The following is a 26,534-nucleotide window of genomic DNA, read 5'->3' as shown; positions in this document are numbered from 1 at the left end:
TTAACGCCCCAGTCGCTATGCGCGTTCCATGCACTTCCTGTCCGACAATTCCGCATCCGTTCACCCCGCGATCTGGGACGCGATGCGCGCCGCCGATGCGAGCGACACGCCCTATGACGGCGACGCGCTGAGCGCCGCGCTCGACGAGCGGATGAGCGCCCTGTTCGGCCGCGAGTGCTCCGTCCTGTGGGTGGCCACGGGTACGGCAGCCAATTGCCTGGCGCTGGCGACGATGGTGCAGCCGCATGGCGCGGTGGTGTGCCATGAAGAAGCGCATATCGAAATGGACGAGGGCGGGGCGCCCGGTTTCTATCTGCACGGTGCCAAGCTGCTGCTGGGGCAGGGCGAGGGGGCGAGGCTGGACGTCGATGGCATTCGCGCGGTGATCGATCCGATCCGCGACGATGTGCATCAGGTGCAGCCGCATGCGATCTCCATCACGCAGGCCAGCGAATATGGCCGCGTCTACCGGCCCGAAGACATTGCGGCGATTCGCGCGCTGGCGGACGAGCGCGGCCTGCGTTTCCACATGGACGGCGCGCGCTTCGCCAATGCGGTGGCCTTTCTCGATCTGCCGCCGGCCGATGCCGCGGGACAGGTCGATGCGCTGAGCTTCGGCTTCGTGAAGAATGGCGGGATGACCGCCGAAGCGATCGTCTTTTTCGATCCCGCCCTGGCCGATGTGGCGCAGTATCGCCGCAAGCGGGCAGGGCATCTGCAAAGCAAGGGGCGTTTCCTTGCCGCGCAGATCCACGCCATGCTGGATGGTGATGTCTGGCTTCACAATGCCCGCGCGGCCAATGCGGCGGCCGCCGAGATTGCAGCTGCTTGCGGCGACCGGCTGATGCATCCGGTCGAAGCCAACGAAGTGTTCGTGCGCTGTACGGCGGATGAGCGGGAGGTTTTGCGCCGGCGCGGTTTCGGCTTTTACGATTGGGGCGCGGATGCGGCCCGCTTCGTGTCCGCCTGGAATACGCGGGAAGAGGATGCCCGCGCGCTGGCTCAGGCGATTGCGGACCTATGAGCGCGCAATCCGGCGGCGAAAGCCTGCTCGCCCCCCGCAACCTTGCCGCCTTCCTGCTGGTCAGCGTGATCTGGGGCGGGACGTGGCTGGTCATCCGTGACCAGATATCCTCGGTCCCGGCAAGCTGGTCCATCACCTGGCGCTTCGTCGTCGCCGCGCTGGGCATGTTCGCTCTGGCCAAGCTTCGCGGAGAACCGCTGCGCCTGCCGCGCGCGGGCTGGCGCTGGGCCTTTGCGCTGGGGCTGTTCCAGTTCTGCCTCAATTTCAGCTTCGTCTACAATGCGGAGAAATTCATCACCTCGGGCCTCGTCGCGGTGATGTTCGCGCTGCTGGTGGTGCCCAATGCGATCTTCGGCCGGCTGGTGCTGGGCCAGCCGATCCGCCGCGAATTTGTGATCGGATCCTCGATCGCCGCACTGGGCGTCGCCATGCTGTTCGCGCAGGAATGGCGCGCCTCGCCCGCCACGCTGGGCGAAGTGCTGGGCGGGGCGGCGCTGACGGTGTGCGGCATCCTGTCGGCCAGCGCGGCCAATATCATCCAGGCCACCGAAGGGGCCAAGCGCCAGCCGCTGCTCACGCTGCTGGCATGGTCGATGGCGGTCGGCGTGGTGCTCAATGCAGGCTTCGCGCTGGTGACGCAGGGTCCGCCGCAGTTCGACGAGAGGCCCGCCTATGCCATGGGCATTCTCTATCTCGGCCTGCTCGGCTCGGTCGTGACCTTCCCGCTCTATTACGGGCTGGTGCGCAAGGTGGGGGCGGGCACGGCGGCCTATAGTTCGGTGATCGTGCCGATCGTGGCGATGATCCTGTCGACCCTGTTCGAAGGATATATCTGGGGCCCGCTGCCCGCAGCCGGGGCGGCGATCACGCTGATCGGCATGGTGGTGGCGATGCGCGGCCGCGCCGCTCCTCCGCCCAGACGCGCTACGCCCGAGCCATGATGGCGGCCAACCCTTCGCGGTAGGTGGGAAAGCGCGGCTCCCAGCCGAGCACGCGTTTCGCCTTGCCGTTCGCCACCCTTCGGTTTTCCGCATAGAAACCGCGCGCCATGGGTGAAAGGCCCGCCTCATCCATCGTCTGGAGCGGGGGCGGCACGGCGCCCAGCAGGCGGCAGGCTTCCTCGGTCACGGCATTGTGGCTGGCGGGTAGATCGTCGGCGAGATTGTAGGCGCCGGGCGGAGCGTCGTGCCGCAGCGCGGCCTCGATGCCCGACACGATATCCTCCACATGTATGCGGCTGAAGACCTGTCCGGGCATGTCGATCCGGTGTGCGCTGCCCTCGCGGACCTTGTCGAGTGCGCTTCTTCCGGGGCCATAAATGCCGGGCAGGCGGAAGACCCGCGCGCCGAGGTCCATCCAGCGTGCATCGCACTGCGCGCGCGCTGTCCGGCGGCCCGTACCCGTGGGAGCGTGTTCGTCCACCCAGGCTCCGTCCGCATCGCCGTAGACACCGGTAGAGGACAGATAGGCGAGCCATTTGCCCGCGAGCGCGCTTTCATAGCGGTCGAGCACCGGATCGCTGCCATCGGCTGGCGGGACCGAGCTCAGCACGGCATCGGCCCGGGCGAGATGGGCTTGCACGGCCTCGCGATCGCCGAAATCGACCGCTCCGTCGCTGCCGGTGGCGTCGATCTGCCAGCCATTGCCGCTTATCTTGTGTGCGAGATGCTTTGCCGTGTAGCCGAGGCCGAAGATGAACAAACGAGGCATCCGGGCGTAATAGCCCAAAGACCTCAAATGAACAGGACCACCATGGATATCGCGCGCACCCCCTCCACGCCCGACGGCAATATCGAAATGGCCGATGCGGCGGTCGAGCCCAAGGCCCCGCCGGAAATCCGGCGCGAGGACTACACTCCCTTCGCGTGGCTGGTGCCGACCACCAGGCTCGACTTTGCGTTGGGGCTGGAGAAGACGCGCGTTACGGCGACGCTGGAGGTCGAGCGCAATCCTGCGGCCGATGCCTCGCCCACGATCCGCCTCAACGGCGACGGGCTGGAGCTGGTCTCGCTGAAATGCGACGGCGGCGACTGCGCCGGTCACATGATGGATGGCGATGACCTCGTGGTGACGCTCGAAGGTGACAGCCATACGCTGGAAATCGTGACCGAGCTCGACCCGAGCGCCAACTCGCAGCTGATGGGCCTCTACGCCTCGGGCGGCATGCTGTGCACCCAGTGCGAGGCGGAGGGCTTCCGCCGCATCACCTTCTTCCCCGACCGGCCCGATGTCCTCTCGACCTACACCGTCACCATGCGCGCCCCGAAGAAGGATTTCCCCGTCCTCCTCTCCAACGGCAACCGCGTCCGTATGGATGATGATGGCGAGCTTCTGACCGCCGAATGGCACGATCCCTGGCCCAAGCCCTCTTATCTCTTCGCGCTCGTCGCGGGCGATCTCGTGGCCCGCACCGATCACTTCACGACCATGTCGGGACGCGTGGTAGAGCTCAACGTGTGGGTCCGCGACGGTGATCTTGAACGCACCGAACATGCGATGGAAAGCCTCAAGCGCAGCATGAAGTGGGACGAGGAAACCTTCGGTCGCGAATACGATCTCGACCTTTTCAACATCGTCGCCGTGAGCGATTTCAACATGGGCGCGATGGAGAACAAGGGCCTCAACGTCTTCAACACCAAATACGTCCTTGCCGACCCCGAAACCGCCACCGATGGCGATTACGACGGCATCGAAGGCGTGATCGGCCACGAATACTTCCATAACTGGTCGGGCAATCGCATCACTTGCCGCGACTGGTTCCAGCTGAGCCTCAAGGAAGGTTTCACCGTGCTGCGCGACCAGTTGTTCAGCCAGGACATGGGCAGCGCACCGGTCAAACGCATCGAAGACGTCCGCGTCTTGCGCGGCGCCCAGTTTCCCGAAGACAGCGGCCCGCTGGCGCACCCGATTCGTCCCGACAGCTACCGCGAGATCAGCAATTTCTACACGGCGACCGTCTACAACAAGGGCGCCGAAGTCATCCGCATGATGAAGACACTGGCCGGCGATGAGGCCTTCCGGCAGGGCACCGACACCTATTTCGACCGCCACGACGGCGAAGCGGCGACCTGCGAGGATTTCGTCAGGTCGATCGAGGATGGTGCTGGCCTGGACCTTACGCAATTCCGCCTGTGGTATTCGCAGGCAGGCACACCGAAAGTGTCGGTAAACCTCACTCATCACGGCGACGAGGCGATCCTCGAACTCTCGCAGAATGTCCCGGATACCCCCGGACAATCGGGCAAGAAGCCCATGCCGATCCCGTTGAAAATCGCGCTCTTCGACCGTGACGAGGGCACGCACGCGGGTGAGCAGCTGATCGTGCTGGACAAGGCAAGCGACACCTTCCGCTTCCCGGGATTTGCCACGAAGCCCGTTCTTTCCATCAACCGCGGCTTCTCCGCACCGGTTTCGATCCAGCGCGATATCCCCAGTGATGAGCTGGTCTTTCTGGCTGCCACGGACGATGATCCCTTCGCGCGTTATGAAGCGATGCAGGATCTGATGGTCGCCTATCTGGTCTCAGCCAGCAAAGGAGACCTCGACGAAGAAAGCCGCGAGGCAAAGCAGGCGGACATCGTGCGCGCCATCGGAAGCGTGATCGATGACGAAGCCATCGAAGACCTGATGCGCGGCGAACTGATGTCGATGCCCAGCCAGACCTATATCATGGAGCAGATCGACGAAGCCGACCCGGCGCGTATTTTCGAGCGCCGGGAGGAGCTCAAGGCGGTGATCGGCCGCAAATTGGCGCATGGTCTGCGCCAGCTCTACCAGCGTGCCGAAAAGCTCCCTTATTCGCGTAGCGCCGAAGCCAAGGGCGCGCGCAAGCTCAAGACCCTCGTCCTCTCCTATCTGGTCGCAAGCGATCCGCAAGGAGCCTCCGCGCTTGCGGCTAAACAGTATGAAAACGCGGACAATATGACCGACCGGCAGGGCGCGTTGATGGTACTGACGGGTGTCGACGGCGTCGAACGGACCGGCGCCTTGCTGGACTTCTACAATCGCTATCGCGGCAATCCGCTGGTGATCGACAAATGGTTCTCGTTGCAGGCGATGTCCATGCATCCTCAGGTGATCGAGCATGTGAAGGCGCTGGCCGAGCATGAGGATTTCACTCTCAAGAACCCCAACCGCGTGCGGTCGCTATATATGGCCTTCGCTGCCAATCCGCACGGTTTCCATGCCGAGAGCGGAGAAGGTTATCGGATGATAGCCGATCTCATTCTCGGACTCGATCCGATCAACGCTCAGACTGCTGCACGATTTGTGCCGGCGCTTGGACGCTGGCGGAAGATGGAGCCGGGCAGGTCGGCCCTGATGCGCGAGCAATTGGAGCGGATCGCGGCGGCGCCGAAGCTTTCGCGCGACACATTCGAACAGGTCACCCGTTCCCTTGGCTAAGGTTCTCACTAGCGAGGTGCTGGCAGGTGTACCTCACGGGTTCTCGATGCGCGAGGGGCTGGAAAGCGCAGATGTCCTCGCCGGCGCACCGCTCGTCAAACTCAAGCAGATCCATTCGGCCGACGTCTGCGTCATGCGCGAGGCGGGGGGCGATGTCAGGGAGGGCGACGCGCTGGTGACCGACCGGCCAGGGTTATTGCTGGGAATCGTGACTGCCGATTGCGCCCCGGTTCTTTTCGCAGACGTAGAGGCCGGGGTGATCGGTGCCGCGCATGCCGGTTGGAAGGGCGCGCGGGCGGGCGTGCTCGAGGCCACTCTTTCCGCCATGGAGGATCTTGGCGCCGACCGCGTACGCATCAGCGCAGCCATCGGCCCGGCGATCGCCCAGGCCAGCTATGAGGTCGCTGAGGACATGCGCCGCCAGTTTGACGCCGGTGACGACCGGTTTTTCGCTCCCGGCAGTCCGGGCCATTATCAATTCGACCTTCCCGCCTATGTCGCCCATCGGCTGGCCGCCGCCGGCACCGGTCGAATCGCCGATCTCGCGCTGGACACCTATGCCAACGAGGCGCAATTCCATTCCTATCGGCGGGCTACCCATCGCGGTCAGCCTACTCAGGGGCGGCAGATCAGCGCCGTCGCTCTGCCCTAGCGCCAACAAGCCAACGCTTCGCCGGACACGCGCCCCTTGCCAAAATGGCGGTTGGCAAGGGGCCGCATAGCGGCTAGAGGCGCGACCAAACCGGATAAACCGGGGGCATTCGCGCACGTTTTTTCGGCGCTCGCAATCGGCCTCATCCGGACATTTGGATCGCAACATTTCTCCCGCACCAACCGGTGCGGCAAGTTAAGGCAGGCAAGGCAAGGCGCTGATGGCAGACACGACTGCAACCGCTACTCCCGAGACGGTGACGACAAGCGAAGACGGCATCCGTCGTCGCGACTTCCTCGATATCGCTGCAATCAGTGCTGCCGGTATCGGTGGCTTGGCAGTGGTCTATCCGCTGGTGTCGCAAATGGCTCCGTCGAAGGATGTTCTTGCCGCCAGCTCGACCGAAGTCGATGTATCCGCCATCGAACCGGGGCAGGCCATCAAGGCCGTGTTCCGCAAGCAGCCGCTGTTCGTGCGTCGCCTGACACCGGCAGAAATCCAGGCCGCCAATGCTGTTCCTGCATCCTCGCTCCGCGATCCGCAGACGCTTGAAGAGCGCACGAAGGAAGGTCACACCGACATGCTCGTGACCATGGGTGTCTGCACCCATCTCGGCTGCGTGCCTCTGGGTGCTGCCGAAGGCGAAGTTAAGGGCGAGTTCGGCGGTTATTTCTGTCCGTGCCACGGGTCGCACTACGACACCGCCGGACGCATCCGCAAAGGTCCGGCGCCGTCCAATCTCGAAGTGCCGGAATATGAATTCACCTCGGATACGGTCATCCAGGTCGGCTGAGCTAGAAGACGAGAGACTAAGACATGAGCTTTCCCTGGGCACGCCAGTATGAACCCACCAACGGGTTGACCAAGTTCCTCGACGAGAAACTGCCGCTTCCGCGTCTCGTCTACAATGCGGTCGGCGCGGGTTATCCGGTTCCGCGCAATCTTTCGTATTTCTGGAATTTCGGCGTCCTCGCCGGCTTCTTCCTGATGGTACAGATCGTCACCGGCGTCGTGCTTGCCATGCATTACGCGGCGAACGCGCAGGTGGCCTTCGCCACGACCGAGCACATCATGCGCGACGTCAATTGGGGCTGGATGATGCGCTACGCCCATGCCAATGGCGCGAGCTTCTTTTTCATCGTCGTCTACCTGCACATATTCCGCGGCCTGTTCTACTCGAGCTACAAGGCCCCGCGCGAGATGATTTGGCTGCTCGGCGTCGTCATCTTCCTGTTGATGATGGCAACCGCATTCATGGGCTACGTGCTTCCCTGGGGCCAGATGAGCTTCTGGGGTGCCAAGGTGATCACCGGCCTGTTCGGCGCCATCCCGCTGGTGGGTGAACCGATCCAGGTTTGGCTGCTCGGCGGCTTCGCGCCCGACAACGCCGCCCTGAACCGCTTCTTCTCGCTGCACTTCCTGCTGCCCTTCGTGATTGCCGGCGTGGTGATCCTCCACATCTGGGCACTTCACATTCCGGGTTCCTCGAACCCGACGGGCGTCGAAGTGAAGAGCGAAAGCGACACCGTTCCCTTCCACCCGTATTACACGGCGAAGGACGGCTTCGGCCTCGGCATCGCGCTGCTCGCCTATTTCGCACTGGTCTTCTTCCTGCCCAATGCGCTCGGCCATCCGGATAACTACATCGAGGCGAACCCGCTCTCGACTCCGGCTCACATCGTGCCCGAATGGTACTTCTGGCCGTTCTACGCGATCCTGCGTGCCTTCACCGTGGACTTCTTCTTCATTCCGGCGAAGCTGATGGGTGTCCTCGCGATGTTCTCGTCGATCCTGCTGTGGTTCTTCCTGCCCTGGCTCGACAAATCGCCGGTGCGCAGCGGTCATTACCGTCCGCTGTTCCGCAAGTTCTTCTGGTTCGGCCTGATCCCGACGATGATCGTCCTGTTCATCTGCGGCGGCGCTCCGGCGGAAGAACCCTACGTGATGCTCAGCCAGCTCGCGACGGCCTATTACTTCCTCCACTTCCTGGTGATCCTCCCGATCATCTCGAGCGTCGAGAAACCCGAACCGCTGCCCTATTCGATCACCGAAGCCGTCCTCGGCTCGGACAAGAAGATGGTCAAAGGCGAACAAACGTCGCCGGCCGTCTAAGCGAGTAACGAGAGATCCATGACCAAGCTTCTCAGCGTCCGCCTTGTTGCCATCCTCGTCGGCCTCGGTTTTGCCGTGGCCGTCCTGTGGGGCTTCCTCGTCGGTGCCTATAACGCCGCCACGGAAGAGGCTCCGGGCCACCTGCCTTACGAGCATCCGCGTGACATCGACTATTCCTTCAACGGCCCGTTCGGTAAATGGGACCAGGCCCAGCTTCAGCGCGGCCTGAAGGTCTACAACGAAGTCTGCTCGGCATGTCACAGCCTCAAATTTGTGGCGTTCCGCGATCTTCAACAGCTGGGCTATTCCGAAGGCCAGGTGAAGGCTTTCGCAGCTTCGAAGCAGGTGCCCGGCATCGACCCGAACACAGGCGAAGCGACCACGCGGGCCGGATTGCCGACGGATTACTTCCCGTCACCCTATCCCAATGCGGTTGCAGCTGCTGCGGCGAACAACAACGCCATTCCGCCTGACCTTTCGCTGATCACCAAGGCGCGCGGCGATGGTACGAACTATGTTGCTTCGTTGCTCATGGGCTATCAGGAGCCCTCAGCCGAACTTCTGGAAGAGCATCCCGAAGCGGCTCCGGCGCCGGGTCTCCACCACAATCCTTACTTCCCGAACCTCAATCTTGCGATGGCACCGCCGCTGACAAGCGCAGGTCAGGTCACCTATGACGATGGCACCGAAGCGACCGTCGAACAGATGTCGACCGACGTTGCCGCGTTCCTCACCTGGACGGCTGAGCCTACACTGGTGAAGCGCAAGCAGACCGGTTGGCCAGTGCTCATCTTCCTGCTCTTCGCCACGGTGCTGGCCTATATGTCCAAGCGGCAGATCTGGTCGGCAGTGAAGCGCAAGAAATAACAGAACCGCATTTCAGGTTTACAAGGCGCCCCTCCATCGAAACGATGCGAGGGGCGTTTTCGTCACTCGGAGATTTTCGATCACCCCCGATCAACTGAAATCGCTCGTACGGACCATTCCGGACTTCCCTGTTGCGGGAATTCAGTTCCGCGATATCACGACCCTTATCGGGCACGGAGCAGGCTTCGCCGCCACGGTGGACTGGCTGGCCGAGAAGGTTCGGCATTCGGGTGCTGAGGCGATAGCGGGGATGGAAGCGCGCGGCTTCATCTTCGGTGCGTCGGTTGCCGCCAGGCTGGGCCTTCCTTTCCTGCCGATCCGAAAGCCCGGAAAACTGCCCTGCGATACCATTGGTGTCGACTATGCGCTGGAATACGGGGCCGATCGGCTCGAGATGGATCCGGCCAGTGTTTCGCGTGACCAGAAAGTGGCCATTGTCGACGATCTCCTCGCCACCGGGGGCACCGCCTGCGCGACGGTAGAACTGCTCCGCCAGGCAGGGGCCGATGTTGCCGACGCCTTTTTCGTCATCGACCTGCCCGATCTGGGCGGTGCGAAACGGTTGCACGAGGCCGGCATATCGGTCGCTGCACTCATGCAATTCGACGGCGACTGAGCTTTTTCAACGAGACCTTGGATAAAGTGCCCGCCTAGGGCATTGTTAGCCCGAGCGGCCCGCCACGCGGGCGAAACGCGACGAGGGGCATGGAACAGACATTAGTAATCGCCTTGGTGGGCATACTCGGCATTGGCGCGCAATGGTTGGCGTGGCGAACCGGGCTCCCTGCCATCGTCCTCATGCTGATTGCCGGCTTTCTCGCAGGCCCGGTTCTCGGCGTCTTCGATCCCGAGCACGCCTTTGGCGGTCTCCTCGAACCGATGGTGGCTATCGGTGTTGCTCTCATCCTTTTCGAAGGCGGCCTCAGCCTCGACTTTCGCGAGCTGAGACACACCGGCAGTGCCGTCGGCCGTCTTGCTACCGTGGGGGTGGCGCTTGGATGGCTGTTCGGTGCTCTCGCCGGCATTCATATCGCGGGCCTCGCTCCCGAAGTGGCGATCCTGTTTGGCGGTATTCTCGTGGTGACTGGCCCGACAGTGGTCATCCCGCTGCTGCGGCAAAGCTCGATCAAGTCGCGGCCGGCATCGATCCTCAAGTGGGAAGCCATCGTCAACGACCCTACCGGCGCGCTTTGTGCGGTCATCGCCTATGAATATTTCCGCAAGGTTGCCGAACAGCCCGGCGCGACGCTGTTCGAAGTCGTACCGCCGCTCATCATTGCCGCGATCATCGCCGGCCTGATCGGCTATGTCGCCGCGCTCGCCATCGCCTGGTCCTTCCCGCGCGGGGCCGTACCCGAATACCTCAAGGTACCCGTGTTGCTGACGGCCGTGATCGGCGTGTTCGTCATATCCAACCTGATCGAGCATGAGGCAGGTCTGGTCGCCGTCACTGTGATGGGTGTGGCCCTAGCCAATATGAACGTGACCAGCCTGCGCTCCATTCATCCCTTCAAGGAGAATATCGCGGTCCTGCTCGTCTCCGGGATATTCATCCTGCTGTCCGCCTCGCTCAGCATCGAGGATATAAGGTACATCAACTGGCCGATCGCGTGGTTCTTGCTGGCACTGCTGTTCGTCGTGCGTCCTGCGACGATCATCCTCAGCCTCCTCGGCAGCAACATCCCTTGGAACGAGCGCCTGTTCCTCGCCTGGATCGCGCCGCGCGGCATCGTGCTTGTGGCGATTTCCGGCCTGTTTGCGCTCCGGCTTTCCGATCTGGGTTTCAGCGACGGCAATCTTCTCATCGGACTGAGCTTCGCGGTCGTCGTTGTGACCATTGTGGCGCACGGCTTCACCGTCGATCTGGTCGCAAAGCTGCTGAAGGTGAAAGGAACGACCAGGCCCGGTATCCTGATCGTCGGCAGCACTCCCTGGACTGTCGCGCTGGCAGAGCAGATGCGCGACATGAAGGCCCCCGTCATGGTTGTGGACCCCAGCTGGCAGCGCCTTGCCCTGGCCCGGCAGAAGGGAATTCCCACTTATCACGGTGAAATCCTGAACGAAGCGACCGAACATAATCTCGAACTCGCGCCTTATCAGAACCTCGTGGCAGCCACCGAAAACGAGGCCTACAATGCCCTCGTCTGCAATGAATTCGCCCATGAGATCGGCCGCGATAGCGTATTCCAGCTGGGCGAGAGTGCGGACGGCGAAGACCGCCACGCGCTCCCCGAAAGCCTGCGCGGCCGTGCATTGTTCGAAAGCGGGTTCGGCGTCGAGGATGTGAGCGAACGCCAGCGTCAGGGATGGGTGTTCCGCAAAACCCGCCTGTCCGAAGAATTCGACTTCGAAAAGATGCAGGAAAAACTGCCCGATGCGGCGAATATGCTGCTGCTGGTGCGCGACAATGGGAATATACGGTTCTTCACTCACGCCGCGCGGCCCGAACCGCGTGCGGGGGATATAATCTTGAGCTTTTCGCCACCACAAACCAAAACCGCGGAAGAAAAGGCGGCGAAAAAGGCCGGGAAAAAGCAGGGGGTTCAGACGACATGAGGGCAACAGCAAGACTAACCGCCGCGGGACTGGCTCTGGCCGGGTCCCTGGGGCTAGCGGGCTGCAAGGTGGAACCGGATCCTGCGCCCGAGCCGACGGCCCCGACCGATGCGCCGCGGTCGATTTTCCAGGAAGAGCCAACTGCGGAAGATTCCATGCTCCCCTCGGACACGCTTCCGCCGCTGGAGACTGTGCTTCCCTTTGCCGACGGTACGGCGGAACTGACCGAAGCCGTCCGCGCCGAACTGGCGACTGTCCTGCGTTCCCCCCAGGTCGCCTCAGGCGGCGAGATCGTCCTGCGCGGTCATTCGGATTCGGCTGGCAGCGACGAAGAAAATCTCGAAAGATCGCGCGATCTTGCGAACGCCGTGAAGGATTTCCTGGTGGACGGCGGGATCGACGAAGAGCGGATCGAAGTCATCGCATTCGGCGAGCAAAACCCGCTCGAGCCCAATGCCCTTCCCGATGGAACTGCCAATGAAGAAGGCCGGGCCGCCAATCGCCGTGTCGACCTGATCGTGGAGACCGGGGAAAGCAACGCCAGGGAAAAAACCCTGATCGAGACATTGAGCAGGCCCGAACCGGCTGCCAGCGGCTCGACAGGTCAAACCCCCAAGCCGAAGGCGGCACCGAAAACCGCAGAATGAATGTTGACGAATCCCGCGAAGGAAGGCATCTGCCCTCCTCCGCTGAGCGGGTATAGCATAGTGGTAATGCTCCAGCCTTCCAAGCTGGCTAGAGGGGTTCGATTCCCCTTACCCGCTCCAGCGTTTCCCTCTTAGAAATCGCCACAGCCTACATCAGCCCTCCCTTGGCCCTCTTCAGCTAAGAGGCATGTTGTCGATCAGGCGGGTTCCGCCAATCCTGGCCGCGGCAAACAGGCGCGCATTGCCATTATCCGCCTCCAGCAGGGCGAGGCTGTCGCCGTCGCGCACGTCGACATAGTCGATCCTGTCAAAGCCGCTAGCCAGCAGCTTGTCCCGCAGGCTTTCGAGCGCAGGTTCCGCAGCTTCCCCTCCCGCCATTTCGACCAGCGCGGCCTTCATCGCGCGCGGCAGCACCGCCGCCTGCTCGCGCTGCTCCGGTGAGAGATACGCATTGCGACTGCTCATCGCGAGACCATCGGTTTCACGGACGATCGGGACGCCGTGGATGGCTTCCACATGGGGCCGGGTCAGGTCGAGATCCCTGGCCATTCGCCGGATGACAGCGAGCTGCTGCCAATCCTTTTCTCCGAAAAAGGCCATGTCGGGCATGACCTGATTGAAGAGCTTGCAGACGATTGTCGCCACCCCGTCGAAGTGGCCGGGCCGGTCCGCGCCGCATAGGCCTTCGCTGACCCCGCCAACGGAAATATTGGTCGCATAGCCTGCGGGATAAATCACGTCCGGCGAAGGGGCCCATACCAATGCGACGCCTTCCCGTTCGAGCAGGCGGCTATCCTGTTCCAGCTGGCGGGGGTAGGCATCGAGATCTTCGCCTGCGCCGAACTGGCGGGGATTGACGAATATGGAGACCACCACATGGTCCGCCTGCGCTGCAGCGCGCCGGACCAGCGTCAGATGACCTTCATGAAGCGCTCCCATCGTCGGGACCAGCGCGATCGTTTCGCCTTTAGCCCGCAGATCATCCAGGCGTTTCCTCAACATTTCCAGTGTGCGAGCGATTTGCAACACCGACTCCCCTCGATTATGGTTTAGGAAGAATTGCCCTAATACCCCAGCGGCATCGAATACAACGAGAAGAAGAGCGACACGTCTTGTCCCAGACCGGCCCCCATTGGATTACTTTCGCCAACGAAAAGGGCGGGACAGGTAAATCGACGACTGCGATCCACGTAGCGATTGCGCTGGCCTACCGCGGTGCGAAAGTAGTCGGCTTCGATCTCGACCACCGGCAGCGCACCTTCGCCCGCTATGTCGAAAATCGCGCCGAAACCATGCAGCGGCGCAAAATCGATCTTCCGACGATCGAATGCCAGACGATCCCGCCCATTCCCGACGACGAATTCGGCGATATCCTCAAGTGCCATGCTGCAGACGCCGATTTCATCATCATCGATACGCCGGGACGTGACGATCCACTGGCGCGCTTTGCCGCCACCCATGCCGACACGCTGGTGACACCGATGAACGACAGCTTTGTCGATTTCGATCTCATCGGCCAGGTCGAGGGTGAGAATTTCAAAGTGCGCAAGCTCTCGTTCTATGCCGAGCTGATCTGGGAGGCGCGGATCAAGCGCAGCCGCCTCGCGATCGAGGAAGGGCGCGCCGAAATGGATTGGGTCGTGGTCCGCAACCGCACCGGACATACCGAAGCGCGCAACCGCAACCGGATCGAACAGGCGCTGGGTGAGATGTCGAAGCGTGTGGGCTTCCGCGTCACGCAAGGCCTTTCGGAGCGCGTGATTTACCGCGAACTCTTTCCTTCCGGCCTGACCCTGCTCGACAAGGGCCATCTGGGGGATCTGGGAACCAGCCATCTGGTCGCGCGCCAGGAGCTGCGCCAGCTCATGGCCGCTCTTCGTTTTCCCGATATCCAAAAATCAGAGGCTGCTGCCGAAAAGGTCGACGCGTGATCAAGCTGCTGGCGCTGGCAATCGGGCTGTCGTTCCTGTGCCGCTGGGCGCTTGGCAAATGGCCTTGGGATTATCTTCGCGCGCCATCGACGCGCAGCCAGGCGATCTTCCGGGCGCGCAAATTGCTCAATGTGTCCGCGCGGGCAGACCATAAGGAAATCCGCGAAGCCCATCGCCGCATGGCCGCGCTCGCTCATCCAGATCGGGGTGGGAGCAAGGCGCAGATGCAGGAACTCAACGCTGCTCGCGACCTTCTTCTAGACGATCTACCTTATGAAATTCCGGAGCCTCCCCGATGACACACGCATTCCATTCAACCGTCCTTCGCGAATACGACATCAGGGGTATCATCGGTGAGACCCTGGGCGCGGACGATGCCCGCGCGATCGGCCGGACTTTCGGTTCGATGCTGCGCGAAAAGGGCGGTAACAAGGTTGCCGTTGGATATGATGGCAGGCGGTCTTCGCCCATGCTCGAACACGCGCTCGTCGAGGGGCTTACGGCAAGCGGCTGCGACGTCGTGAGGATCGGCCTTGGCGCGACTCCCATGCTCTATTACGCCGAAGCTAGCGATCAGAGTGTCGATGGCGGGATCCAGATTACCGGAAGCCACAATCCTCCCAATTACAATGGTTTCAAAATGGTCTTCCAGGGGCGTCCTTTCTTCGGCAGCGACATTCAGGAACTGGGCCGACGTTCGGCTGCCGGCGAATGGTCCGATGGTGCCGGGGACGTGGAAGAGCGTGATATTCTCGACGAATATGTCGAGCGCATGCTGCAGGCCATCGCTGGCGTCGATGCTGCGGCTCTGGCGGGCATGCGGATCGGATGGGACGCGGGGAACGGTGCGGCCGGACCGGCACTCGAAAAGCTGGCGGCGCGCCTGCCGGGTGAACACCATCTGCTGTACACCGACGTGGATGGGGCCTTTCCCAACCACCATCCCGACCCCACCGTGGAGGAAAACCTCGCCGACCTGCGCGCGCTGGTGGCCGAGAAATCGCTGGATTTCGGCATAGCGTTCGACGGCGATGGCGATCGTATCGGGGCGATCGACGGCGAAGGCCGCGTTATCTGGGGCGATCAGCTCTTGATGATCTATGCGGAGGACCTGCTTCGGACACGCAAGGGCGCGACGATCATCGCCGATGTGAAGGCAAGCAGAGCTCTCTACGATCATGTCGAAGCGTGCGGCGGCGAACCCCTGATGTGGAAGACGGGCCATTCGCTCATCAAGTCGAAGATGAAGGAGACCGGTTCTCCGCTGGCCGGAGAGATGAGCGGCCATATCTTTTTCGCCGACGATTATTACGGCTTCGATGATGCGATGTATGCCGGGGTGCGTCTCATGACCTCCGCGGCGAGGCTGGGTAAATCCGTCACGCAGCTGCGCAGCGATATGCCGCAGATGATCAACACGCCCGAAATGCGGTTTCAGGTCGATGAAAGCCGCAAGTTTGCCGCGATCGAGGAGGTCAAGGACCGGCTTTCGAACACCGATGCCGATGTAAATGGGACGGACGGTGTCCGGGTCAACACGGCAGACGGCTGGTGGCTGCTGCGCGCTTCGAACACGCAGGATGTTCTGGTCGCTCGCGCCGAAAGCGACAGTGAAGATGGCCTGGCGCGTCTCATGGCCCAGATCGACGAGCAGCTGCGGCTTTCGGGCCTCGAGCGTGGTGAAAGCGTGGGGCACTAAACTCGAAATTTCAGACGGGGTATGACTATGCGAAATCTCTTTCATGTCGCTGCGTGTGGCGCCGCTCTCATTGCAGCACCTCTTGCGGCGCAAGAGCAGGCCGGGGCGGAAACAGAAGAGGTCTCGCAACCGCAGCTCGACGAGATCGCCGGCATGATGAGCAATCTGTTCATAGCGGATCCCCTGACGGCTGAGCAGGAAGCCCGGCTTCCCGCGGCGCAGGCGGTGGTCGGCACGATGATGCCCGACGGGTTTTACGGCACCATGATGGGCGAAATGGTCGACAAGATGATCCGGCCCATGATGAGCATGTTCTCATCGCCCGACTTCGTTCTGGCAGCCCGTCTCGATCTGGACGAAGAGGCTGTCGGCAGACTGACAGAGGAAGAGCAGGCCGAGATTTCCGCCATGCTCGATCCGGCGCTCGACCGGCGGGTCGATGCCATCATCGATGTGATGACGGGCAAGATGGGCGGCATGTTCGCCGTGATGGAAGAGCCGGTGCGCGAAGGCCTGTCCAAAGCCTACGCCGTCCGTTTCGACGATCGGCAACTGGCCGATATCGCCGCCTTCTTCGCGACGCCGACGGGCGGCGTTTACGCGCGCGAATCGATGGCGCTGTTTTCCGACCCGCAGGTAATGCAGGCGAGCATGAAGGCTCTGCCGACGATGATGAGCGGATTCGGAAATATGGAAACGGCCATGACCGAGGCGATGGCGGATCTTCCGCAGGAACGGGCCTATGCGGACCTTACCGCGGCCCAGCGGCAGCGGATGAGTGAACTGCTGGGTATTGATCAGGATGAACTGGCCAGCGTGATCAAACCGCCGAGACCACCGGAAGAAGCGGTCGAGGTCGATTGAGGACTTCGTCTCCCGCTCCGCAATCGGGGGAACCGCGTTCTCGCTCCTTCGCTTGAGCAGAGATGCAGAGCGCCGTTCCTTCTGAAATCGCCGACTGGTTCGCGGGCCGGGGCTGGCGCATACGGCGCCATCAACGGGACATGCTTCACACCAGCGACGAAGGCCGGCATAGCCTTCTCGTGGCGGACACGGGTGCCGGTAAGACGCTGGCCGGCTTTTTGCCTACGCTCGCGGCATTCGCACCCTCGCGCAATGGCGGTAAAGCGCCAACGGGATTGCACACGCTGTATGTCTCGCCGCTCAAGGCGCTGGCCCACGACGTGCAGCGTAATCTGCTTACGCCCGTTGATGAGATGGGCCTGCCCATCACGGTGGAGACGCGGAGCGGCGATACGCCTTCCGACCGCAAGAAGCGCCAGCGCACCAAGCCTCCGAACATTCTTCTGACGACCCCGGAAAGCCTCTCGCTGCTGCTGTCCTATCCCGACAGCGCAGAGATGTTCGCTGGCCTGAAACGCATCGTGATCGACGAGGTCCACGCCTTCGCCACCGGAAAGCGCGGGGATCTGCTTGCGCTGGCGCTTTCGCGCCTGCAAGCGCTGGCGCCCGACCTGCAGCGGGCAGCGCTATCGGCAACCGTCGCCAATCCCGAGGCCTTCCGCGAGTGGCTGGCACCGTGGGGCGACATCGACAGCGTGGCGCTGGTGAACGGTGAAGAAGGTGCGCCTGCCGAAGTCGAGATCCTGTTGCCCGAGGAACAGCGCGTACCTTGGGGCGGCCACGCGGCGACATGGGCGATACCGCAGCTTTATGAAGAGATTCGGCAGAACAGAACCACGCTGGTCTTCACCAACACGCGCTTTCTGGCGGAATATATCTTCCAGCATCTGTGGGACGTGAACGAGGACACTCTGCCGATCGGAATTCATCACGGGTCGCTTTCGAAGGAGGCACGCCGCAAGGTCGAAGCTGCGATGGCGCGCGGCGAACTGCGCGCCCTGGTCGCGACCGCCAGCCTCGATCTGGGCGTCGATTGGGGTGACATCGACCTTGTCGTCCAGATGGGTGCGCCCAAAGGGTCCTCGCGTCTGCTTCAGCGTATCGGGCGGGCCAACCACCGGCTCGACCAGCCAAGCCGGGCGCTGCTGGTGCCGGGAAACCGGTTCGAATTCCTCGAGGCCACGGCTGCCAAGGAAGCCGTCGATGAAGGCCAGCGCGATGGCGAGGATTTCAGGCCGGGCGGGCTCGACGTGTTGGCGCAGCATGTCATGGCATGCGCCTGCGCCGGACCATTCCAGGAAAAGGCGCTGCTGGGCGAAATTCGCTCCAGCCTGTCCTATGCCTGGGTCGACGAGGAGATTTGGCAGCGCGTGCTGACCTTCGTGGCGACCGGCGGCTATTCGCTCAAGGCCTATGACAAGTTCAAGCGGATAGTGCGCGACAAGGACGGCGTCTGGCGGCTGACCCATCCCGATCAGGCGGCGCGGCACCGGCTCAATGCAGGCATCATCATCGACAGCGAAATGCTTGAAGTGCGGATCAATTCCGGCCGCGGGCGGGGAGGGCGGAGCCTCGGCAAGATCGAGGAGCGGTTTGCCGCTTCGCTGTCTCCGGGTGATACCTTCGCCTTTGCCGGGATGAGCCTCGAGGTCGTCAAGCTCCAGGATATGGAGGTGCTGGTCAAGGCGGCCACCTCCAATGCGATGATCCCGAGTTACGGCGGCCAGCGCATGCCGCTGACGACGCATCTGGCCGAGCGGGTGCGCACCATGCTGGTCGACCGGCCGGGCTGGGCGCGCTTTCCCGACGATGTGCGCGAATGGCTCGAAGTACAGGACTGGCGCAGCCAGATGCCCGGGCCGGGCCAGCTGCTGGTGGAGAGCTTCCCCCACGCAAAGCGCCATTACAGCGTCTATTATACGTTCGAGGGCTGGAATGCGAACCAGAGCCTCGGCATGCTCATTACCCGCCGCATGGAGGACAGGGGGCTGCTGCCCGGCGGCTTCGTCGCCAATGACTATTCGCTGGCCGTCTGGGGGCTCAAACCCGTCGAGGATCCGGCCCCGCTGCTTTCACCTGACATCTTGCAGGATGAATTCATGGAATGGGTCCAGAATTCGCACCTCCTGCGGCGCGCCTTTCGCGAGGTGGCGGTGATCGGGGGGCTGGTCGAGCGTCAGCACCCCGGAAAGCGCAAGACCGGCAAGCAGGTCACGTTCTCGACCGATCTCATCTACGACGTCCTGCGCAAATACGAGCCCGACCATGTCCTGCTCGAAGCCGCCTGGGCCGATGCCCGTGAGCGGATGACCGATGTGGGCAGGCTCGGCGATCTGCTCGATCGCTCGGCTCGCGAACTGGTGCATGTGGAACTCGACAGGGTTAGCCCCTTGGCCGTGCCGGTCATGGTGATGATCGGCCGCGAGGCGACCCCTCAGGGCGCCGTGGACGATGAATTGCTGCTCGAAGCGGAAGACCTCGCCAGTGCCGCCATGCGGGTGAGCGCTCTCGACGAGGATTTGCTGGATTAGCGCTTCAGGAGCGAGTCGGTCCCACGCACCGACCATGCTTCACATTTCGGGCCGAATATCTGCCGCCGATCACGCCGTTATCGGAGGTCTGCTGAGAGGGGCTGGGCAATTTACGTGGGGGCAAAGAAAAAGGGGCGGATCGCTCCGCCCCCTTTTGCAAGTACTCTGGTCTTCGAGCCTTACTGCATTCCGGCCTTGCCGAACGTGCGGTAGCGCTCGTTGCCGACGAAGCCGAACTTGGAAACGCCGCTGGCCTTGATGACCTGAAGCACGCTGGCCGAAAGGTCGTAGCTTGCGAGAGCTTCCGGCTCGAACTGAAGCTCCGGCTCGGGGTTGATCCGGGTCGACTGCTCGAGAAGGTTGACGAGGTCGCCCATCTGGATTTCCTCACCGTTCCAGAGCATCCGGTCATCCTGGGTGAGGACGAGCTTGTTCTTGTCGGGCTCCACATCCACCGGGGGCGGATTCGGATTGGGTTGCGGAAGATCGATGTCGACCGAATGGGTCGCGATCGGAATGGTGATGATGAACATGATGAGGAGCACGAGCAGGACGTCGATCAACGGCGTCATGTTCATGTCCATCATCGGGGCGCCATCATCCTTGCCGCCTGCCATAGCCATGGTGGTTTACTCCTGAATTCTTGTCCGGGGCCGTCGCGCGTTACGCTCAGGCGTTGGGATCAATCGGGTTCGAAATGAAGCCGACGATCGGATAACCGGCAGCCTGAACGTTATAGATCGCCCCTGCAACACAGGACCACGGAGCGTTGACGTCGCCGCGAATGTGGACCTGGGGGATCTTTTCCGGGTCGTCCATGATCGCTTCGGGTCCGCCGGCACGCTGGACGATGGTGTCCAGGCGCTCGAACGCGCGATCATAAAGTTCTTCGGAGGTCACAGGGGTAAGGTTGTTGAAGTAGACGCGGCATTCGCCGGTGCGCGATGCACCGCTGTAGCCGGAATCGCCGGCGCTAAGGCCCGCATCGTCGCTGGTGCTGACCGTCAGGAGGAGGTTTTCGACCTTATCCTTCGATTCGACCGATTCGATCACCGGAATTTCCAGCTGCTCGATGGTCTGGATCGCGACCGGAACCGCGATCAGGAAGATGATCAGAAGCACCAGCATCACGTCCACGAGCGGAGTGGTGTTGATGTCCGACATCGGCGAGTCTGCCCCGCCTCCCATCTGGATCGCCATATTTACATCCTATCCGTATTCAATTTCACACGATTGACGCGAAGGACGCGGGCGGCGCCTGCCGCCCGCGTGCCCTGCTTAGCGCTTGGTCGTGGTGGTGGTGGTGGTCGCACCGGCAGCAGGCGTGGTCGCCGTGGTGGTGGTGCGGCCAGCAGCTGCCTTGCCCGAAGCCTGCGTCGAGGTTGCAGTCATCGTAGCAGGCTTGATGGCGCCGCTCGAGTTGATGTTTGCAAGCAGGTCGGTCGAGAAGCCGCTCATCATGTCGGCGATGCGACGGTTGCGGCTCTGCAGCCAGTTGTAGGCGAACACGGCCGGAACTGCGACCAGCAGACCGATGGCGGTCATGATGAGTGCTTCACCAACCGGGCCGGCAACCTTGTCGATCGAGGCCGAGCCGGCCATGCCGATGTTGATCAGGGCGCGGTAGATACCGATAACCGTTCCGAGCAGACCGACGAACGGTGCGGTAGCACCCACGGTTGCGAGGAAGGGCAGACCGCCGTTGAGCTTGGCCATGATGGCGTGCTCCGAACGTTCGAGCGAGCCGTGCAGCCAGTCGTGGGCTTCGAGGCTGTCGTTCAGCTTGGCATGCTTTTCTTCGGCAGACACTGCATCGTCCACCAGCTGGCGCCATGCGCTGTTCTTTTCGAGCTTGGTCGAGCCTTCCTTGAGCGTGTTGGCGCGCCAGAAGCCGCCGCGCACGTCCTTGTACTGGCTCATGACCTTACGCTGTTCGAAGAACTTGGTGAACAGGATGTAGAACGAACCGACCGACATGATGATCATGACCGCAAGGATCGACCACGCAACGGGGCCGCCTTCTTCCATTGCCTGAAGGAAGCCGAACGAGCTCTGCGGCGCATCAGCTCCAGCAGCGAGAAGTGTGAAAAACATAGCGGATTATCCTCTTGAAATAGACGTTTTTAGGCTGCTGACGTCCCTTAGTCGGGCAGCACGTAACGGATCGATTGAGTTGTGGTAGAAGAGATCGGGTCCCCGGCTGCGTTGAGTGCCGGATTGTACCGTGCGTAACGCTGCATGCCGCGGCAGGCTGCGTCGTCGAGCGCACTCGAACCAGAGCTGCCGGTTACCGAACACGCCTCGACGCGGCCGTTGGCACCGATCGTGATGCGCATGGAGACGGTTCCCGATTCTTCGCGACGAAGCGCGCTGGAGGGATAGTCACCCTGGATTCGCGCAGCCCAGCGGTTCAGGCCGTCCGGCGATGCACCACGAGCCTTCGAAGGTGCTGGCGGTGCCGGCGCGGGCGCGGGCGGTGCCGGCGGTGCCGGAGGCGGAATACGCAGCGTCGGCGGAGCCGGCGGCGGAATATTCGGAGTCGTCCGGATCGTCGGCGGCGCTGGCGAAATGTTCATCGGCGGCGGCGGCGAAACCGGCGGAGGCGGGCTCGTCGGCTCCGGAATATCTTCCGGTGGCGGCGGCGGTTCGTCTTCCGGCGGCGGCGGTGGCGGGGGTTCTTCCACGTCGATCGTCGTTACGCGCTCAACCACATTCTTCACCGCATCGATAGCGAGACCTGTGATGAGCAAGTAACCGAGGGCAATGTGGATAATGGCAACGATGATGATCGCGACGACGCGATTCCCACTCATCTGTTGGTCAGCATAAGCCATTCGGTTGCATCACTCCATCGTGTCCGCCCGATTTGCATCGGGCCATTTTTCGGCGCCGTGGGGGTGGACACCAGCCCGTGTCCCCGACGCCGCATTCCGTATAACACCTTCGCGATCCCGTTCGAGGTACGATGGCGCATGGCTGGGCTTGTTCCCGATAACGTCGCAAAACGCAACGATCCGGCAATATTGTATCATTAGCACAGTCCTGCCGCACCCCTTAGCGTTGCAGGACATGTGGAGCAAACGCTTTATCGGTTAAGCGCCGATTCACGCCCTTGTGTGAAGGGAACGGATAATTACTTCGATTGGTTTGCAAGATTGTGTCACCGTCAGGAATTTTCGGAAGGTCTGCTTTGTATTCATTGAATAAGCCCTTGCTGGGAGCCGCCGCCTTTCTGGCCCTCGCCGCCCCCGGATTCGCCCAGGCTCCCGCTCCTGCCGCGCTTACGTATGCGGACATCGTCGATCTGGCGGACGGGGCGCCGCTGGTGGTCCGGGCCAGGATCACGGACCAGGTCGCGCTCAAGCCTGAGCGCGCGCCCGGTCTCGCGCCCGGTCATGTGCGCCTTTTCATCGAGGCCGAAACGGCTGCCCTGCTTTCCGGCAATGTCCCGCTGGGCAAGGAGCTGACCTATCTGGTCGATGTCCCGCTGACGCAGAAGGGCAAGGTGCCCAAGCTGAAGAAGCAGGAAGTCCTGCTCTTCGCGCGCAGCGTTCCGGGCAAGCCCAGTTCGCTGCAACTGGTGGGGCCGGACGCGCAGCAGCCTTATACTCCCGAACTGGAAGCGCGCCTAAGGCCGGTTCTGGCATCGCTCGTGGCCGCCGACGCGCCGCCCCGGATCACCCGGATCGCCGATGCCCTGGCAGTGGAAGGTGCGCTGACGGGCGAATCGGAAACCCAGCTTTTCCTCGACACCGCGAATAACGAACCGGTCTCGATCACGGTTGTCCGGCGGCCCAATCAGCAGCCGCGCTGGGGCGTTTCCTGGACCGAAATCGTCGACCAGTCCGCGCGCCCGCCGCAGAAAAACACGGTGGAATGGTACCGTCTGGCCTGCAGCCTGCCGGCCGAGCTCCCCGGAGAAGCGAACCTGTCGCGCGATACGCGGGCAAGGGAGATTGCCAGCCGCGACTATGCGTTCGTGATCCAGCAGCTGGGGGCATGCGAACGCTCGCTCTGAATGCGCAGCTTAGCCAGGCTCAAGACAAACTGGTTCACGGATGCCGCGGCCATGCGCTAGGCCCCCGGCCATGACATGTATTCGTGATGAAGCTGATCCGCTCGTTGAAAAACTCTGCCCGGCAGGCTTAGCAGTCTGCTCTTTGAAACAGGGCGGTGCCCGTGGCTGATGCATTGAGAATCGCCATTGCCGGGCTCGGAACCGTCGGGGCGGGCGTTATCAGGCTGATCGAGACGAACCGGGACATGATCGCCGCGCGCGCCGGACGGCCGATCGAGATCGTGGCCGTTTCCGCCCGCGAACGCGGCAAGGACCGGGGGGTGGATCTGGCACCCTATGCCTGGGTCGACGACATGCAGGCCATGGCGCAGCGGCAGGATGTCGACGTGGTGGTGGAACTGGTCGGCGGGTCCGACGGTCCGGCGCTGACGCTGGCGCGTTCGGCCTTCGATGCGGGCAAGGGGCTGGTCACTGCCAACAAGGCCATGGTTGCGCATCACGGGCTGGAGCTGGCCGAAGCGGCGGCGATCCATAACGCGCCTTTCGCCTTCGAAGCGGCGGTCGCCGGCGGCATTCCGGTGCTCAAGGGCCTGCGCGAAGGGACGGCGGCCAATGCGCTGACGCGGATTTACGGCATTCTCAACGGTACCTGCAATTACGTCCTCTCCGAGATGGAGCAGACCGGGGCCGATTTTGCCGAAATGCTCTCGGCGGCCCAGGACAAGGGCTATGCCGAGGCCGATCCGGCTTTCGATATCGAGGGCGTCGATGCTGCCCACAAGCTGGCGATTCTCGCCGCGATCGGGTTCGGCACGACGATCGACTTTCCCAATGTGAAGACCGAAGGCATCACGCAGGTCCGGGCCAGCGATATCCAGCAGGCGGACACGCTCGGCTATGTCATCCGGCTGGTCGGGATCGCGGCGCTGGTGGGCGAAGGCGAGGACTGCCGCCTTCTCCAGCGCGTGCGGCCGTGCCTCGTGCCGTTCCGCCATCCGCTGGCCGCCGTCACCGGGCCGACCAATGCGGTCGTGGCGGAAGGCGATTTTTCGGGCCGTCTTCTGTTCCAGGGCGCCGGTGCGGGCGACAAGCCCACGGCCAGCGCCGTGGTGGCCGACCTTATCGACATCGCCCGCGGGCAGAGCGGGGCACCCTTCTCAGTCCCGACGACCAGCCTGGTCCAATGCGCTCCGGCCGATCCCGGCACGCGCATCGGGCGCGACTATATCCGCTTCACCGTGGCCGACCGGCCCGGCGTGCTCGCCGAGATCACGGCCGCCATGCGCGATGCCGATGTTTCCATCGAGAGCCTGATCCAGCGCGGGCGCGACAAGGATGGCGGCGATGTGCAGGTGGCGATGGTCACGCATGAGGGGCCCGAACGCTGCGTCACCAAGGCGCTCGACCTGCTCGACGGATCGCCTAGCCTGACGGCTCGTCCTCTGGTGATGCCGATCCTGAGCGACTGACCTTGCCCGGGCGGCTGGCCTCGTCCGTCTCCAGCGGCGGCGGCAGGCCCAGCACCTCGGCATTGTCCTGCTGGCCCTGCGCCGGGGCGGGCGGCGGCGTGACCGTGCCATTACTGTTGCCGCGCGGCGCAAGCCCGCGCGCGATCCGGTCAGCGTCGGAGCCGGGCGGAGCATCGGGCAGCGTGGCAAAATCGATCATGTAAGCCGGCGGCTTGGGACAAGGGGGAATGAAGCAGAGCCCAGAAACGGTCGCGGGCCCCCGAAAAATCCCGTCCCCTGCAACATCGGGTGCCGGTATCTCGTTATGGTTCATCGTGCGCTGCGCATGACGCCGCTCGGCGCTTTCCTTGTCATAGAGGCGATTCTCATCACCCGAACGCTTGCGGCAGACGACGATTTCGCCGGTGATGGCCGCGGCATCCTGATCGTCTTCGCAATCCTCATAGGTCCCGGCTTCCGGCGTCGTATCGACCCTGATGTCGATTTTGCCCGGCGCCCGGCCCGTCTGCGCCGGCGGCATGGTCTGGGCGGCGCCCGGGACCGCAGCGACCACGAACAGGGGCACGAATAAGGGAAAGCCCAGGGCCAACAGCGCCAGTCTCGACATTCCACCCCTCTCTGGCTATCCGCCGCGCATACGATTTCATGCAATCGCGAACCGCATACTCGCACCTCTGGCTCAAGGAATGAACCTTCAATGAATTCGCCATCTTCGAATCCGCTCGATCGTGTCCTTGTGCTCGAAATGGTCCGCGTGACCGAAGCTGCCGCGGTGGCGGCATCGAAACTCATCGGGCGCGGCGATGAAAAGGCCGCCGACGCCGCTGCGGTGGAAGCGATGCGCAAGGCGTTCGACACGCTCTATATGGACGGCACCGTGGTCATCGGCGAGGGCGAGCGCGACGAGGCGCCCATGCTGTTCATCGGCGAAAAGGTCGGCGGCGCGCCGGGCAAGGGGCCGAAGATCGACATCGCGCTCGATCCGCTCGAAGGCACCACTATCACCGCCAAGGCAGGCCCCAACTCGCTGGCCGTGCTGGCCGCGGCTGCGGAAGGCTGCCTGCTCAACGCGCCCGACGTCTATATGGACAAGATCGCGGTCGGCCCCGGCTATCCCAACGGCATCATCGACCTCGCCAAAACGCCGACCGAGAATGTGACCGCCGTGGCCGAGGCCAAAGGCGTGAAGCCGTCCGACATCATCGTCTGCGTGCTCGACCGGCCGCGCCATGCCGATCTGATCGCCGAACTGCGCGGAATCGGCTGCGGCGTGGTGCTGATCGGCGATGGCGATGTCGCCGGCGTGATCGCCGTGACCGATGAGGACACCACCATCGACATGTATATGGGCCAGGGCGGCGCCCCCGAAGGCGTGCTGGCCGCAGCGGCGCTGCGCTGCGTCGGCGGCCAGTTCAACGGCCGCCTCGTCTTCCGCAACGATGACGAGAAGGCGCGGGCGCGCAAATGGGGGATCGAGGATCTCGACCGTATCTACACGCGCGATGATCTGGTGCGCGGCGACTGCATTTTCGCGGCCACCGGCGTGACCAGCGGCAGCCTGCTCGAAGGCGTGAAATATCGCCGGGACGGCACGATGACGACCGAAAGCGTGGTGATGCGCGCGTCCAGCGGCACCGTGCGCTGGATCAAGGGCGAACACCGCGACTGAGGCTGGCGGCGCGCGCGCCGCCGCCTCCCCGCCTGCCTGCCTTGCGGGTGGCCTATCCCCCACCCGCACGCGTGCCAATTGTTGCGTTTTG

General features: G+C 63.0%; 25 protein-coding genes and 1 tRNA gene. 19 read left to right on the top strand and 7 right to left on the bottom strand.

The window, feature by feature from the left end; all coding sequences use genetic code 11:
- Nucleotides 1-28: 28 nt before the first annotated feature.
- The gene (locus K3175_RS12530; RefSeq protein WP_221543708.1) at nucleotides 29-1,024 is read left to right on the top strand and encodes a threonine aldolase family protein; all 996 of its coding nucleotides are present in this window, start codon (nucleotides 29-31) and stop codon (nucleotides 1,022-1,024) included.
- Entirely contained in the window at nucleotides 1,021-1,965 is a 945-nt protein-coding gene (locus K3175_RS12525; protein WP_221543707.1) for a DMT family transporter, read from the top strand. Before K3175_RS12530 ends, K3175_RS12525 begins: the two co-directional genes overlap by 4 nt.
- Here the strand turns inward: K3175_RS12525 and K3175_RS12520 are convergent.
- Nucleotides 1,949-2,734: a Rossmann-fold NAD(P)-binding domain-containing protein gene (locus K3175_RS12520; protein ID WP_221543706.1), complete on the bottom strand. Its 786-nt coding sequence runs from the start codon at nucleotides 2,732-2,734 to the stop codon at nucleotides 1,949-1,951. The genes K3175_RS12525 and K3175_RS12520 overlap by 17 nt on opposite strands.
- Nucleotides 2,735-2,776: 42 nt before the next feature.
- Here K3175_RS12520 and pepN point away from each other — a divergent pair, with 42 nt between their 5' ends.
- From pepN to K3175_RS12475, 9 genes are all read left to right on the top strand, one after another.
- The gene (pepN, locus tag K3175_RS12515) at nucleotides 2,777-5,428 is read left to right on the top strand and encodes an aminopeptidase N (RefSeq protein WP_221544140.1); all 2,652 of its coding nucleotides are present in this window, start codon (nucleotides 2,777-2,779) and stop codon (nucleotides 5,426-5,428) included.
- Nucleotides 5,421-6,080, top strand: coding sequence for a peptidoglycan editing factor PgeF (gene pgeF, locus K3175_RS12510; RefSeq protein ID WP_247710883.1), 660 nt, complete (start codon nucleotides 5,421-5,423; stop codon nucleotides 6,078-6,080). The genes pepN and pgeF overlap by 8 nt, the downstream gene beginning before the upstream one ends.
- Before the next feature lie 220 nt (nucleotides 6,081-6,300).
- Nucleotides 6,301-6,873 (top strand): ubiquinol-cytochrome c reductase iron-sulfur subunit, encoded by a 573-nt coding sequence (gene petA, locus K3175_RS12505; protein ID WP_221543705.1) that lies wholly within the window; start codon nucleotides 6,301-6,303, stop codon nucleotides 6,871-6,873.
- A 23-nt stretch (nucleotides 6,874-6,896) separates the two neighbouring features.
- The gene (locus tag K3175_RS12500; RefSeq protein ID WP_221543704.1) at nucleotides 6,897-8,192 is read left to right on the top strand and encodes a cytochrome b; all 1,296 of its coding nucleotides are present in this window, start codon (nucleotides 6,897-6,899) and stop codon (nucleotides 8,190-8,192) included.
- Nucleotides 8,193-8,210: 18 nt separating this feature from the next.
- Nucleotides 8,211-9,059 carry a cytochrome c1 gene (locus tag K3175_RS12495; RefSeq protein ID WP_221543703.1) on the top strand — a complete coding sequence of 283 codons (849 nt, stop codon included), beginning with the start codon at nucleotides 8,211-8,213 and terminating at the stop codon, nucleotides 9,057-9,059.
- A 79-nt stretch (nucleotides 9,060-9,138) separates the two neighbouring features.
- Complete coding sequence (locus K3175_RS12490) at nucleotides 9,139-9,675, top strand: adenine phosphoribosyltransferase (RefSeq protein ID WP_221544139.1); 537 nt, start codon at nucleotides 9,139-9,141, stop codon at nucleotides 9,673-9,675.
- 89 nt (nucleotides 9,676-9,764) lie between these two features.
- Nucleotides 9,765-11,615, top strand: a complete 1,851-nt coding sequence (locus K3175_RS12485; protein ID WP_221543702.1) for a cation:proton antiporter — start codon at nucleotides 9,765-9,767, stop codon at nucleotides 11,613-11,615.
- Nucleotides 11,612-12,262, top strand: a complete 651-nt coding sequence (locus tag K3175_RS12480; RefSeq protein ID WP_221543701.1) for an OmpA family protein — start codon at nucleotides 11,612-11,614, stop codon at nucleotides 12,260-12,262. Before K3175_RS12485 ends, K3175_RS12480 begins: the two co-directional genes overlap by 4 nt.
- Nucleotides 12,263-12,308: 46 nt before the next feature.
- Nucleotides 12,309-12,382 (top strand) — tRNA-Gly (locus K3175_RS12475).
- Nucleotides 12,383-12,436: 54 nt separating this feature from the next.
- Here K3175_RS12475 and panC read toward each other — a convergent pair.
- A complete protein-coding gene (gene panC / locus K3175_RS12470; RefSeq protein WP_221543700.1) occupies nucleotides 12,437-13,288 on the bottom strand; it encodes a pantoate--beta-alanine ligase in 852 nt (283 codons plus the stop codon).
- An 86-nt stretch (nucleotides 13,289-13,374) separates the two neighbouring features.
- Between panC and K3175_RS12465 the strand changes: the two genes are divergently transcribed.
- The 5 genes from K3175_RS12465 to K3175_RS12445 all read left to right on the top strand — a co-directional run bounded on the left by K3175_RS12465 (nucleotide 13,375) and on the right by K3175_RS12445 (nucleotide 19,287).
- The gene (locus tag K3175_RS12465) at nucleotides 13,375-14,193 is read left to right on the top strand and encodes a division plane positioning ATPase MipZ (RefSeq protein WP_221543699.1); all 819 of its coding nucleotides are present in this window, start codon (nucleotides 13,375-13,377) and stop codon (nucleotides 14,191-14,193) included.
- Nucleotides 14,190-14,492, top strand: a complete 303-nt coding sequence (locus K3175_RS12460) for a J domain-containing protein (RefSeq protein WP_221543698.1) — start codon at nucleotides 14,190-14,192, stop codon at nucleotides 14,490-14,492. The genes K3175_RS12465 and K3175_RS12460 overlap by 4 nt, the downstream gene beginning before the upstream one ends.
- Nucleotides 14,489-15,892: a phosphoglucomutase/phosphomannomutase PgmG gene (pgmG, locus tag K3175_RS12455; RefSeq protein ID WP_221543697.1), complete on the top strand. Its 1,404-nt coding sequence runs from the start codon at nucleotides 14,489-14,491 to the stop codon at nucleotides 15,890-15,892. Before K3175_RS12460 ends, pgmG begins: the two co-directional genes overlap by 4 nt.
- A gap of 27 nt (nucleotides 15,893-15,919) precedes the next feature.
- Complete coding sequence (locus K3175_RS12450) at nucleotides 15,920-16,756, top strand: hypothetical protein (protein WP_221543696.1); 837 nt, start codon at nucleotides 15,920-15,922, stop codon at nucleotides 16,754-16,756.
- 62 nt (nucleotides 16,757-16,818) lie between these two features.
- Complete coding sequence (locus tag K3175_RS12445) at nucleotides 16,819-19,287, top strand: ligase-associated DNA damage response DEXH box helicase (RefSeq protein ID WP_221543695.1); 2,469 nt, start codon at nucleotides 16,819-16,821, stop codon at nucleotides 19,285-19,287.
- A gap of 179 nt (nucleotides 19,288-19,466) precedes the next feature.
- Here K3175_RS12445 and K3175_RS12440 read toward each other — a convergent pair whose 3' ends face one another.
- The 4 genes from K3175_RS12440 to K3175_RS12425 form a co-directional block, all read right to left on the bottom strand.
- Nucleotides 19,467-19,910 (bottom strand): ExbD/TolR family protein, encoded by a 444-nt coding sequence (locus K3175_RS12440; protein WP_221543694.1) that lies wholly within the window; start codon nucleotides 19,908-19,910, stop codon nucleotides 19,467-19,469.
- Nucleotides 19,911-19,956: 46 nt separating this feature from the next.
- A complete protein-coding gene (locus tag K3175_RS12435; protein WP_221543693.1) occupies nucleotides 19,957-20,487 on the bottom strand; it encodes an ExbD/TolR family protein in 531 nt (176 codons plus the stop codon).
- Nucleotides 20,488-20,565: 78 nt separating this feature from the next.
- Entirely contained in the window at nucleotides 20,566-21,381 is an 816-nt protein-coding gene (locus K3175_RS12430; protein ID WP_221543692.1) for a MotA/TolQ/ExbB proton channel family protein, read from the bottom strand.
- Nucleotides 21,382-21,428: 47 nt separating this feature from the next.
- The gene (locus K3175_RS12425) at nucleotides 21,429-22,100 is read right to left on the bottom strand and encodes an energy transducer TonB (protein ID WP_247710881.1); all 672 of its coding nucleotides are present in this window, start codon (nucleotides 22,098-22,100) and stop codon (nucleotides 21,429-21,431) included.
- A gap of 377 nt (nucleotides 22,101-22,477) precedes the next feature.
- On the opposite strand from K3175_RS12425, the gene K3175_RS12420 reads away from it, so the two are divergent.
- Together K3175_RS12420 and K3175_RS12415 are read left to right on the top strand one after the other, a co-directional pair.
- Nucleotides 22,478-23,305 carry a hypothetical protein gene (locus K3175_RS12420; protein ID WP_247710880.1) on the top strand — a complete coding sequence of 276 codons (828 nt, stop codon included), beginning with the start codon at nucleotides 22,478-22,480 and terminating at the stop codon, nucleotides 23,303-23,305.
- Nucleotides 23,306-23,466: 161 nt separating this feature from the next.
- Nucleotides 23,467-24,774, top strand: coding sequence for a homoserine dehydrogenase (locus K3175_RS12415; RefSeq protein WP_221543690.1), 1,308 nt, complete (start codon nucleotides 23,467-23,469; stop codon nucleotides 24,772-24,774).
- On the opposite strand, the gene K3175_RS12410 is transcribed toward K3175_RS12415, so the two are convergent.
- Nucleotides 24,728-25,381, bottom strand: coding sequence for a hypothetical protein (locus K3175_RS12410; RefSeq protein WP_221543689.1), 654 nt, complete (start codon nucleotides 25,379-25,381; stop codon nucleotides 24,728-24,730). The genes K3175_RS12415 and K3175_RS12410 overlap by 47 nt on opposite strands.
- Before the next feature lie 90 nt (nucleotides 25,382-25,471).
- Here K3175_RS12410 and glpX point away from each other — a divergent pair, with 90 nt between their 5' ends.
- Nucleotides 25,472-26,443: a class II fructose-bisphosphatase gene (glpX, locus tag K3175_RS12405; RefSeq protein ID WP_221543688.1), complete on the top strand. Its 972-nt coding sequence runs from the start codon at nucleotides 25,472-25,474 to the stop codon at nucleotides 26,441-26,443.
- Nucleotides 26,444-26,534: the final 91 nt, after the last annotated feature.

Origin of the sequence: Qipengyuania aestuarii (assembly GCF_019711535.1) — a bacterium.
GTDB lineage: Bacteria > Pseudomonadota > Alphaproteobacteria > Sphingomonadales > Sphingomonadaceae > Qipengyuania > Qipengyuania aestuarii.
Note: the sequence above shows the minus strand (reverse complement) of the source record. Positions and strands in the feature narration are given on the sequence as shown.

Excerpts from the sequence above, each read along its gene's own strand:
- K3175_RS12425 (WP_247710881.1), bottom strand. The coding sequence starts at position 22,100 with ATGAGTGGGAATCGCGTCGTCGCGATCATCATCGTTGCCATTATCCAC.
- pepN (WP_221544140.1), top strand. The coding sequence starts at position 2,777 with ATGGATATCGCGCGCACCCCCTCCACGCCCGACGGCAATATCGAAATG.
- K3175_RS12450 (WP_221543696.1), top strand. The coding sequence starts at position 15,920 with ATGCGAAATCTCTTTCATGTCGCTGCGTGTGGCGCCGCTCTCATTGCA.
- glpX (WP_221543688.1), top strand. The coding sequence starts at position 25,472 with ATGAATTCGCCATCTTCGAATCCGCTCGATCGTGTCCTTGTGCTCGAA.
- K3175_RS12440 (WP_221543694.1), bottom strand. The coding sequence starts at position 19,910 with ATGGCTATGGCAGGCGGCAAGGATGATGGCGCCCCGATGATGGACATG.
- K3175_RS12525 (WP_221543707.1), top strand. The coding sequence starts at position 1,021 with ATGAGCGCGCAATCCGGCGGCGAAAGCCTGCTCGCCCCCCGCAACCTT.
- pgmG (WP_221543697.1), top strand. The coding sequence starts at position 14,489 with ATGACACACGCATTCCATTCAACCGTCCTTCGCGAATACGACATCAGG.
- K3175_RS12530 (WP_221543708.1), top strand. The coding sequence starts at position 29 with ATGCACTTCCTGTCCGACAATTCCGCATCCGTTCACCCCGCGATCTGG.
- K3175_RS12480 (WP_221543701.1), top strand. The coding sequence starts at position 11,612 with ATGAGGGCAACAGCAAGACTAACCGCCGCGGGACTGGCTCTGGCCGGG.
- petA (WP_221543705.1), top strand. The coding sequence starts at position 6,301 with ATGGCAGACACGACTGCAACCGCTACTCCCGAGACGGTGACGACAAGC.
- K3175_RS12500 (WP_221543704.1), top strand. The coding sequence starts at position 6,897 with ATGAGCTTTCCCTGGGCACGCCAGTATGAACCCACCAACGGGTTGACC.
- K3175_RS12430 (WP_221543692.1), bottom strand. The coding sequence starts at position 21,381 with ATGTTTTTCACACTTCTCGCTGCTGGAGCTGATGCGCCGCAGAGCTCG.
- K3175_RS12520 (WP_221543706.1), bottom strand. The coding sequence starts at position 2,734 with ATGCCTCGTTTGTTCATCTTCGGCCTCGGCTACACGGCAAAGCATCTC.
- K3175_RS12410 (WP_221543689.1), bottom strand. The coding sequence starts at position 25,381 with ATGTCGAGACTGGCGCTGTTGGCCCTGGGCTTTCCCTTATTCGTGCCC.
- K3175_RS12495 (WP_221543703.1), top strand. The coding sequence starts at position 8,211 with ATGACCAAGCTTCTCAGCGTCCGCCTTGTTGCCATCCTCGTCGGCCTC.
- K3175_RS12485 (WP_221543702.1), top strand. The coding sequence starts at position 9,765 with ATGGAACAGACATTAGTAATCGCCTTGGTGGGCATACTCGGCATTGGC.
- K3175_RS12445 (WP_221543695.1), top strand. The coding sequence starts at position 16,819 with ATGCAGAGCGCCGTTCCTTCTGAAATCGCCGACTGGTTCGCGGGCCGG.
- K3175_RS12435 (WP_221543693.1), bottom strand. The coding sequence starts at position 20,487 with ATGGCGATCCAGATGGGAGGCGGGGCAGACTCGCCGATGTCGGACATC.